The organism is Caulobacter sp. 17J65-9 (genome assembly GCF_010975005.1).
Classification (GTDB): domain Bacteria; phylum Pseudomonadota; class Alphaproteobacteria; order Caulobacterales; family Caulobacteraceae; genus 17J80-11.
This window is the reverse complement of sequence record NZ_JAAIVC010000142.1, coordinates 1-10,214: the sequence shown is the minus strand read 5'-3', so window position 1 is coordinate 10,214 and position 10,214 is coordinate 1. Positions and strand designations below refer to the sequence as shown.

Here is a 10,214-nt window from a genome sequence, read left to right as displayed (position 1 = left end):
CCCCCATTGGGGGAGGGGGACCACGCGAAGCGTGGTGGAGGGGGCTCGCCTTGGCGCGACGGACGCCGCGCGCTCCGCTGGAGCCCCCCACGCCGCTCTAACGAGCGGCTGCTCCCCCCATAGGGGGGAGATCTTTCAGCTCACTTCACCCCCAGCTTGCGCTGCAGGTCGCTGGAGCTGGTCGTGTACTGGAAGCGCAGCTTCTTCTCCGGATAGACGTAGCGGAAGGCCTGCTGGGCCATCAGCGCCGCCTCGTGGAAGCCGGACAGGATCAGCTTCAGCTTGCCCGGGTACACGTTGATGTCCCCGACCGCGAAGATGCCCGAGGTCGAGGTCTCGAACTTCTCGGTGTCCACCGGGATCAGGTTCTCGTGCAGGTTCAGGCCGAACTCGGCCACCGGTCCCAGCTTCATGGTCAGGCCGAAGAACGGCAGGAAGGCGTCGCACGGAATGGAGTGGCGCGCGCCCGAATTGTCCTCGACCAGCACCGATTCCAGCGGGCCGTCCGGCCCCTGCAGCTCGACCGCCTGGCCGATCACCAGGTCCATCTTCCGGGCCTCGACCAGGGCGCGCATCTTGGCCACCGAGTGCGGGGCGGCGCGGAAGTCGTCGCGGCGGTGGATCAGCGTCACCCACTCGGCCAGCGGCTGCAGGTTCAGCACCCAGTCCAGGGCCGAGTCGCCGCCGCCCGAGATCACCAGCTTGCGGCCGCGGAACTGCTCCATGCGGCGCACGGCGTAGAACACGCCCAGGCCCTCGCCCTGGGTCTCGAAGGCCTCGATGCCCGGGATCGGCGGCTTCTTCGGCTGGAACGAGCCGCCGCCGGCGGCGATCACCACCACCGGCGCGGTGATGGTGGTGCCCATGTCGGTGGTCAGCTTCCACTTGCCGTCGGCGGTCTTCTCCAGCGCCGTGGCCATCTCGCCCAGGCTGAAGGTCGGGTGGAACGGGGCGATCTGCTCCATCAGCCGGTCGGTCAGCTCCTGACCCGAGATCACCGGCCAGGCCGGAATGTCGTAGATCGGCTTCTCCGGATACAGCTCCGCGCACTGGCCGCCCGGCTTGTCCAGGATGTCGATCAGGTGCGCCTTCATGTCGAGCAGGCCCAGCTCGAACACCGCGAACAGGCCGCAGGGGCCGGCGCCGACGATGATCACGTCGGTCGTGTGGTCGCCGCCCGCGGGGGCGAGGGTGACGGGCGCGGAGTGCTGGGTCATCGAGATCCTGTCGGGCCGGAGGCCGCCGCGGGGAGGCGGCGACGCGGCGCTATTTACGGCCGGATCGCCTCGAGGAAAACCTCGATAAGCTTCGCGGTTGGCGCGCGGACGCGAACGGCCTAAACGCTGTGGCCATGTCGTCGCCCACCACCCTTCCCGTCGATCCGCGGATCGCCCCCGAGGCCTGCACGACCATGGCGGAGGTCCGCCAGGGCGTGGACGCGCTGGACCGCGCCCTCGTGACCCTGCTGGCCGAGCGCCAGCGCTACATGGACGCCGCCGCGCGCATCAAGCCGGACCGCTCGGTCGTGCACGACGACGCGCGCATCGAGGACGTTGTGGCCAAGGTGCTGGCGGCGGCCGGTCCGGCCGGCCTGTCGGCGGCGATCGCCGAGCCGGTGTGGCGGCTCTTGATCGACCGCTGCATCGCCCACGAGTTCGGGACCTTCGACCGCCTGCGCGGTCAGGACGCCCGCAGCGACTGAAGCGCGCGTTCGTGCAGGTAGGCGGCGACGTCGGCCAGGGCCGCGTCGAGCGCGTCCTTCACCCGATCCAGCGCCGGCTGGGCCAGCTCGTCCGAACAGGCCTCCGCCTGACCGCACGCGTCGGCCAGGGCGTGGGCGCCGATGCCGCCGGAGGCGCCCTTCACCGTATGGGCGGCGTCACGCCAGCCGGGAGACGAGGTGTCCAGCAGGGGCGCCCACAGGGCCGCCTGCTCGCGGAACAGGTCCAGCACCTCTTCGACGACGGTCGCGTCGCCGGCGGCCAGCCGCTCCAGCACCGAGAAGTCCACCGCGCCGGTCAGGTCGCGTCTGGCCATGATCCGCCTCCCTCGAGCGCGCAGCCGACTGCGCTCCGACTTCAAGCGTCGGAATATCGTGCGGCTGGTGAACGAAACGCTTAGAGCGCGTTCCGCAAAAGTGGGTCCGGTTTTGCGATCAGAACGCGCTCACGCCTTTGAATTAGAGCCTGTTTTATCCGTTCAGATGGTTTCCATCTGAACGGAACAGGCTCTAGGCCGGGCCGCTCAGCGGTCGCCGGCCTCCAGCGAATCCGTCACGCGGCGCAGCAGCTTGAGCAGAACGGCGCGTTCGTTCGGATCCAGGCTGGCGGCCATGTCGGCTTCCAGCGACGAGATCAGCGGCTCGATTTCGGCCAGGAAGGCCTCGCCGGCCGGGGTCGCCTGCAGGGCGTAGGCCCGGCGGTCCGACGGCTTGCGCACCCGGCGCACCAGGCCGCCCTCTTCCAGCCGGTCGATGATCGGCACCATGGTCGAGCGGTCCAGCCGCAGGGCCTCGGCCAGGGCCGACTGGGTGCGGCCCGGATTGGCGACGATCAGCTTGAGCACGCTGTACTGGCCGGGCGCGACGCCCTTGGGTCCGAGCAGCTCGCCGAACCGCCGCGTCGAGGCGATCTGCGCCCGCCGCAGCTCCATGCCAATGAGAGTCATGACGTCGCCCACGTCGATCGGCGCGTCTTCGTCCATCGTCGCTCCTGCCGGAAGGGCCGCGGCCATGGGGGAACTCTCCATCGGGGATACTTGGTCCGACCGGGCGGGGGCAAGGAAGATGCGGACGCCCGCCCGCGCCCGCCCGGAATCATGTCCGGCTCCTGGCGCGATTGTGACCATTTTTTGTCCGTAGCGCTACGGGATAAGCGAGGCCTTTGACCTGCTTCATAAAAAAAATGGGCGGCGGACCGGAGTCCGCCGCCCAAATTCCCGTAGCTACGCTGGGATTAGAACTTCTTCGCGAGGTTCACGAAGAAGGACCGGCCCACGTAGTCGTAGCCGCTGTAGAGCGGCGCGTTGCCGATACGGTTCGTACGGCCGTCGGCCGAGATGGTCGGCGGCTCCTCGTCGAACACGTTGCGGACGCCCACGATGGCCGACCAGTCGTCGGCTTTGTAGCGAACCGACAGGTGGTGCAGGAAGTAGTCCGGCACGCTCACGTCGTACACGTCGGTCCACTTCACGGTCGGGAAGCCCGGAACCGTGGCGGGACGACGGAACGCGCTGTCCTGAGCGCCGACCCATTCCGCGCCGTAGCGGAAGGTCCAGCGGTCCAGCTTGTAGCTGGCGTCGAGGGTGCCGGTGTACTCCGGCGAGGTCAGGCTGCCGTTGGACTCGATCAGCGGCGTGTCTTCGAAGGTGGCCGAGGCCTGCGACAGGTACTGGGTGACGCCGGCGGTGATGCGCAGATCACCCGGGCCGACTTCACGCGACCAACGCACGTTGTAGTCGATGCCTTCGACGTACTGACGCGAGACGTTGGTGTAGCTGTCGTAGATGGTCAGCTTCTTGCCGGTGTCGCGCGTGACGTAACGGCACCAGCCTTCGCTGCCCGCGCCCCGGAAGTTCGGGTCGGAGTAGCAGAGGCTCATCAGGTTGTTGGACCCGATGCGGTTCACGCCGTTGCGGATGTCGACCTCGAAGTAGTCGATCGCCACGTCCAGCTTGCCGAAGGCGCTCGGCAGTTCCGGCTGCAGGATCAGGCCGAAGGTCACGTTCTCGGAGGTCTCGGCCTTCAGGCCCTGAGCCGCGCCGCCGCCACCGTAGATGGTGATGCCGCTGGTCTGGGTGAAGCCGGGACCGACTTCGGCCAGGCAGTTCGCGATCACGACCGGATCGCTCGCGCCCAGGCCGCCCGGGGTGCACGGGTCGACCGTGGCCTGAGCGAAGCCGGTGGTGGCGCCCAGGAACTGTTCGAACAGCGCCGGAGCGCGGAACGAGGTGCCGTAGGACGCGCGCAGCGAGGCCCAGCTGAACGGGCTGTAGACGCCCGCGACCTTGTGGGTCCAGTCCGCGCCGTACGAGTCGTAGTCGGTGTAGCGGGCCGACAGGTTGACCGTCAGTTCGTCAGCGAACGGCAGGTCGGCCAGGATCGGCACTTCGACTTCGCCGAACGCTTCCCAAACCGAGTCTTCGCCGCGGGTCGGCTGCGAGGAGGTCAGGTTGTAGAGCCACGAATTGACGCTTTCCACCGCAGGAGAGTCGTCGATGTGGGCGTCACGGAATTCGACGCCGAAGGCGCCGACGACCTTGCCGGCCGGCAGTTCGAACAGCGGACCGTCGACCGAGGCGCTGACCAGGGTCTCCTTGTACTTGGTCGCGCCGGTGACGGTCTTCCAAGTGTAGTTGATCCAGTCCTGCGGCAGGTTGCCGCCGACGCTCTGGGCGTTGACCACCGGAGCCGGGATACAGCGGATGGTCGGGTTGGTGATGTTGACCGCGCAGGTGACGTTGGTCACGCCGTCGGCGCCCTTGCGGACCAGGGCCGGGTCCATGCTGGCCGGAGCGGCCACCACGTCCAGGGACTCGCCCAGACGCGGCGTGATCCAGGACTGCTGCGAGTACGTCGAGTCCGAGCGCGAGGACGTGACGTTCACGTCGTAGCGCCAGTCGGGCAGGAAGAAGTCGCCGCGGATGCCGGCGGTCACCTTGGTGAAGTCGACGCCCTGCGAGCTCTTGTCGTTGCCGAAGCCGATGAAGCTGCGGACACCGATGTCACGGCCCGGGAAGATGCCGCTGAAGGTGTTGGTCGGCCCCGACGCCAGGGTGCTGCCCTGCAGGTTGGTCGGGATCAGCAGGCTGCCCTTCAGGTAGTCCAGCGACAGCTGGCGATAGCCGGTCTGCTGCGAGTCACGCTGGTTGATCAGCAGTTCGCCGTACACTTCGGCGTCGCCGAGCGCATGCAGGTCGTAGCTGGCCTGGGCGAACACCGTGTCGATCTGCACCGGCGAGATCAGCGACCGGTTCAGGGTGCGCGGATCGAAGGTGTCGCGGATGTTGGTGTTCGTGGTCGTGCCGCCGCCGACGCCTTCCCAGCCGGCCAGGCCGGTGGTCACCGCGGTGTTCGGACGCCAGCGGTTGAAGGTGGTGCCGGTCGCGCCCGGACCGGCGACGCCGGTCAGGTTGCTGGTGCCCAGCGTGTTGATCGTCACGCCGTTCGAGCCGGTCGCGGTGATCGGGTAGCACTTTTCCTTGCCGGTGACCGGATCGATCGTCTCGCGCAGGCTGGCCGGGACGTTCGAGTTCTTCAGGATCATGTCGCGGTTGCAACGCGTCCATTCCCGATCGGCCAGGGTCAGGTCCGAGCGCTCATAGTGCTCGAAGGAGCCCGACATCCGCCAGTTGTCGCCGTGCGTGCCGCCGACGATCGAGAAGCGGGACTCGTCGCCGCCGTCGTGCGCCGGCATGTTGTACTGGCCTTCGAACTCCAGGCCGTCGACGGTCTTGCGGGTCATGACGTTGACCACGCCGGCCACGGCGTCCGAGCCGTAGATCGACGAGGCGCCGTCGCGCAGGATTTCGACGCGGTCGATCATGGCGTTCGGCAGCACGTTCAGGTCGGCCGAGCCGACCGAACCGCGGGTGCCGGCCGGCGACACGCGACGGCCGTTGATCAGCACCAGGGTGCGCCCGGCGCCCAGGCCGCGCAGGCCGATGGTGTTGGCGCCCGGACCGCCGTTGGTCACGAAGCCGCCGTAGGCGTTGTTGATCTGCGCGCCGCCACCGGTGACCGCCGTGCCCTGCAGGGCGGCGGTGGCCGAAGCGTAGCCGGCCATGATGGTTTCTTCGCGGGTCACCACCTGCACCGGCGAGGGCGAGTTGAAGGTGTCGCGACGCAGACGCGAGCCCACGACGACCAGTTCGTCGACGTTGGTCTGGTCGGCCGGATCCGAAGCCTCGGCGGGCTTGGTTTCGTCAGATTGAGCGTAAGCGGCCGGCGCGATGGACATCGCCCCGAGCGCGGCAAACCCGGCGACCACAGTGGTCCCGAGCAAATGCCTCTTAAGCATGAGAATTTCACTTCCCCCGAAAATACCCGGGCGTGCGGCCCGGCTTGCGAACGGTCGCAAGGGGAAGAGGCTTAGCTATGGGCGGCTATGCCCTGCCAGACGCTTTGTAACACCGGTGTCTTGCGAGCTTCAGCTTGTTACGTATCTGCAACAATCCAACAATCGAGTTCCCAATAGAATAAGGATTTCTGCGCCGATCGACGCCTGCCGACCAAAATTTAATTGTCTGTAATTTTTATAGAAAACCGATATCTTAGCGCCCGCATTCCGGCGCCGGCGCCGACATTTCGCTGGCCGCCGGGACGTCACACGGGGTCACAAACGCGAGTCGAGCGCCGCTGGCAGGCCCGTACGCGGGCGTCGCCCCGCCCCTCGCCGAACACCGGTCTCATCAAAGCGGCGCGCGAGCGAATTGAGCGCTTGCCCAGCCGCGCGCCAGCCCCTATAGGAGCGCCCTCGCTTCGGCGACGGGTGTATAGCTCAGTTGGTAGAGCAGCTGACTCTTAATCAGCGGGTCCAAGGTTCGAATCCTTGTACACCCACCATTCCTTCTTCCGCTTAATCTGACAGCGCAGCCCCCTCAGGGCTCGACGCGCGCCTCAGCCGCCGATCAGGTGCAGCACCAGTTCGCGCGCGTGCGGCCGCGGGCGGTGCTCGAACAGATAGATTCCCTGCCACGTCCCCAGGGCCAGGCGCCCGCCCACCAGCGGGATCGACAGCTGGGTCTGGGTCAGGGCCGCGCGGATATGGGCGGGCATGTCGTCCGGCCCCTCCGCGTCGTGGCGGTAGAGCCCCGCCTGCTCCGGCGCGAGGCGGGCGAAGAAGGCCTCCAGGTCGGCGCGCACGTCCGGGTCGGCGTTCTCCTGGATCAGCAGCGAGGCGGAGGTGTGCCGGCAGAACACGGTCAGCAGGCCCTCGGCCATGCCCTGCGCGTCCACCCAGGCCCGCGTCGGCCGGGTGACGTCGGTCAGGCCCCGCCCCGGCGTGGCGATCTCGAGGGTGTGGACGGCCTGGCGCATGGCCGGGCACTCAGGACCGCTTCGGGCCGCGGCGCAAGCCGGGCGGAGGACGCGGTTGGAGCGCGATGGTCGCCGAAACCGGCCTCCACTTTCAGCTATCGCGCTCCGGGCTCAGGCGGCGTCCCGCTCGTCGACAACCTCGGCCAGGGCGGTGAGCAAGCCGGGCGCCGAGATCGGCTTGGGCAGGTGGCGCACGGCCCCTGCGTCCAGCGCCGCCTCGACGTGCTCGGGCAGGGCGTTGGCGGTCAGCATGATCACCGGCGTGGCGACAAGCCCCCGCTCCCGCTCGTAGTCGCGGATCGCCCGCGTGGCCGTGAGCCCGTCCATCACCGGCATCTGCATGTCCATCAGCACGGCGTCGTAGGCGCCCACGCGGAACGCCTCCAATGCGGCCCGGCCGTCGGCGACGGCGGTCAGCTCCACCCCGGCCTGGTCGAGCACCAGCTCCACCACCCGGCGGTTGGTCGGATGGTCGTCGGCCAGCAGCACGCGCAGGGCCCGGTCGGCCCCGACCGCCGGGGAGGCCTTGGGCGCCGGCGGCAGCGGCAAGGCGAAGGTGAAGGTCGAGCCCGCTCCGGGCGTGCTGTCGCACTCCAGCCGTCCGCCCATAAGCTCGACGAGCTGGCGCGAGATCGCCAATCCGAGGCCGGCGCCGCCGAACTGGCGGGTGATCGAACCGTCGGCCTGTTCGAAGCGATCGAACAGGCGCGCCTTGGTCGCGGCGTCGAAGCCGAGCCCGGTGTCACGCACGGCGAACTCATAGACGTCGCCGTTCCGGACCACCCGCACGGTCACTTCGCCCCGCTCCGTGAACTTCACCGCGTTGCTGATCAGGTTGGCGAGCACCTGCTTGAGGCGGACCGGATCGCCGGAGACGTGATCGGCGTCGATCGCCGCCTCGACCTTCAGGGCGACGCCCTTGGCTTCGGCCTGCGGCACGGCCAGAGCCGCGACGGAACAGACCGCGTCGCCGAGATCGAACGCCTCGGCGTGAATATCGAGCCGCCCGGATTCCACGCGCGCGAGGTCGAGGACGTCCGACAACAGCCGCTCCAGGGTCCGCCCCGAAGCGCGGATCACCTCGACCAGCTCGTGGTCGTTCGCGGCCATCGGCCGGCCGGCCAGCACGTCGGCCACGCCCAGCACGCCGTTCAGGGGCGTGCGGATCTCGTGGCTCATATTGGCCAGAAACTCGCTCTTGGCCCGGTTGGCGGCCTCGGCCGCGTCGCGGGCCTGGGCCAGCACCTCGGCGTCGCGCTTAAGGTCGGTGACGTCGGTCAGCACCGAGACCACCCCGCCGTCGGCGGCGCGGCGGTCCTCGACGCGGATCCAGCGGCCGTCGGCGGTGCGCTGCTCCAGCGTGCAGGGCGCGTTGCGGCGCGCCGCCAGACGTTCGTCCAGCCACTCGGCCTCGCGGCCGGCGGCCTCCGGATACTGGCCGGCGGCGAGGTCGGCCTCCAGCATCTCGCGGAACGGCAGGCCCGGGCGCAGGAGCACGACGCTGTCGGTGTTCAGCGCCTCGTAGCGCGAATTCCAGATCACGCAGCGGTCCTCGGCGTCGAACAGGCACATGGCCTGCGGCATGGCCTCCACGGCCCCGCGCAGGCTGCGCAGCGAGTCCCGGCGGCCCACGCCTTCCATCACGGTGGCGCCGACCGCCGCGCACAGGATCATCACGGCCAGGCTGGTGACCGCGACGGCCAGGGTGTGGTGGTCCAGCAGCTCGGGCGGAACGGCGGCGGAGGAGTCCGGCACGATGGTGATCGCGCCCATGCCGGTGAAGTGCAGGCTGCAGATGGCCAGCATGTAGAGCACCGCCGCGCCGGCCGAACGCCGCCAGCTCGTCGCCGCCCCGGCCGCGAACAGGGCGGCGATGGACAGGCTCGCGCCCACGACCAGCGAGGCCAGCACGAGGCCCGGGTCCCAGCTCAGCACGCCCTCGGTCCGCAGGCCGGACATGCCGGTGTAGTGCATGGCCCCGACGCCGAGGCCCAGCAGGGCGCCGCCGGCCGCACGCCAGCGCGCGCCGCCGAAGCTGGCCAGGCCGAAGCCCGCCGCCGTGCTCGCGATCGCGACCAGCAGGGACAGGGCGGTCGGACCCAAGGCGTAACCGGTGCGGAAACCCGGCTCGTAGGCCAGCACGGCGATGAAATGGGTGGCCCAGACCCCGGCCCCGGCGGCCACGCCGGTGAAGCCGATCCAGGTCGCGCGCAGTCCGCCCTTGTAGGCGCAGGCCTTGGCGTACAACCGGAAGGCGGTCAGCGCGGCCGCCAGGCAGACCAGGGCGGCCACCGGAACGAGGCGCCAATCATGCGCGGTCGTCAGGCAAGAGAGGATCCGGAACACCCAGGCGCCTTTCCTTCGGTCCGCCAGGATTCCAGATGTTGATTAATTTTCCTTGGTTGGAGGGCCAGCGAACAAAAGGCGGCCCTTGCCTTTCGGCTGAAATAACGCTGTCACTTGCGCCTGATATGAAAACCGGCGCGCTGGCGCAGGGGGACCGAGATGAAGATCGTAGCCAAACGTCTGATGGCTTTGCTGGCCGTGGCGGCCGGCGCGGTGGCTTTGGCGGGATGCGGCATCAACACCATCCCGACCAAGGAAGAACGGGCCAAGCAGGCCTGGGGCGACGTCCAGACCCAGTACCAGCGGCGCGCCGACCTGGTGCCGAACCTGGTGGCCACCGTGCAGGGCGCGGCGGTCCAGGAGCGCACCGTCCTGACCGAAGTCACCAACGCGCGCGCCCGCGCGACGTCGGTCAACGTCAACGCCGACGACCTCAGCGACCCGGCCAAGTTCAAGCAGTTCCAGGCCGCGCAGAACGAGCTGTCGAGCTCGCTGGGCCGGCTGCTGCTGGTGGTCGAGAACTACCCGCAGCTGCAGTCCAACCAGAACTTCCTGGCCCTGCAGTCGCAGCTGGAAGGCACCGAGAACCGGATCGCCATCGCCCGGCGCGACTACAACCAGGCTGCGACCGACTACAACATCTCGCTGCGCACCTTCCCGACCATCATCTGGGCCAAGACCATCCACGCCGGTTCCAAGCCGATGCAGCTGTTCGAAGCCGCCGCCGGCGCCCAGGCCGCGCCCAGCGTGAACTTCAACCTCGGCGCTCCGGCCCCGGGGACCGCGCCGGGCTCGGCCCCGCCCGCGGCCGGCACCGCGGCGCCCCACGACC

At 69.0% G+C, this 10,214-nt stretch carries 8 protein-coding genes and 1 tRNA gene; 3 read left to right on the top strand and 6 right to left on the bottom strand.

The features are described from left to right. Positions 1-140: 140 nt before the first annotated feature. On the bottom strand, positions 141-1,217 hold the full coding sequence (locus tag G3573_RS17025) for an NAD(P)/FAD-dependent oxidoreductase (RefSeq protein ID WP_163262787.1): 1,077 nt from the start codon (positions 1,215-1,217) through the stop codon (positions 141-143). A gap of 134 nt (positions 1,218-1,351) precedes the next feature. Here G3573_RS17025 and G3573_RS17020 point away from each other — a divergent pair, with 134 nt between their 5' ends. Continuing rightward, complete coding sequence (locus G3573_RS17020) at positions 1,352-1,702, top strand: chorismate mutase (protein ID WP_163262785.1); 351 nt, start codon at positions 1,352-1,354, stop codon at positions 1,700-1,702. On the opposite strand, the gene G3573_RS17015 is transcribed toward G3573_RS17020, so the two are convergent. From G3573_RS17015 to G3573_RS17005, 3 genes are all read right to left on the bottom strand, one after another. After that, on the bottom strand, positions 1,681-2,037 hold the full coding sequence (locus G3573_RS17015; protein ID WP_163262783.1) for an Hpt domain-containing protein: 357 nt from the start codon (positions 2,035-2,037) through the stop codon (positions 1,681-1,683). The two genes, G3573_RS17020 and G3573_RS17015, sit on opposite strands and share 22 nt — an antisense overlap. Before the next feature lie 207 nt (positions 2,038-2,244). Further along, positions 2,245-2,703 (bottom strand): MarR family transcriptional regulator, encoded by a 459-nt coding sequence (locus tag G3573_RS17010; RefSeq protein WP_163262782.1) that lies wholly within the window; start codon positions 2,701-2,703, stop codon positions 2,245-2,247. A gap of 251 nt (positions 2,704-2,954) precedes the next feature. Further along, on the bottom strand, positions 2,955-5,987 hold the full coding sequence (locus G3573_RS17005) for a TonB-dependent receptor (protein ID WP_346427407.1): 3,033 nt from the start codon (positions 5,985-5,987) through the stop codon (positions 2,955-2,957). 499 nt (positions 5,988-6,486) lie between these two features. Between G3573_RS17005 and G3573_RS17000 the strand changes: the two genes are divergently transcribed. After that, positions 6,487-6,562 (top strand) — tRNA-Lys (locus G3573_RS17000). Positions 6,563-6,616: 54 nt separating this feature from the next. On the opposite strand, the gene G3573_RS16995 is transcribed toward G3573_RS17000, so the two are convergent. Both G3573_RS16995 and G3573_RS16990 read right to left on the bottom strand, forming a co-directional pair. After that, on the bottom strand, positions 6,617-7,036 hold the full coding sequence (locus G3573_RS16995; protein WP_163262778.1) for a secondary thiamine-phosphate synthase enzyme YjbQ: 420 nt from the start codon (positions 7,034-7,036) through the stop codon (positions 6,617-6,619). 111 nt (positions 7,037-7,147) lie between these two features. Continuing rightward, a complete protein-coding gene (locus G3573_RS16990; RefSeq protein ID WP_163262775.1) occupies positions 7,148-9,328 on the bottom strand; it encodes an ATP-binding protein in 2,181 nt (726 codons plus the stop codon). Positions 9,329-9,541: 213 nt separating this feature from the next. On the opposite strand from G3573_RS16990, the gene G3573_RS16985 reads away from it, so the two are divergent. Next, the coding region (locus tag G3573_RS16985; protein WP_163262773.1) for a LemA family protein at positions 9,542-10,214 on the top strand (673 nt) is incomplete at its 3' end.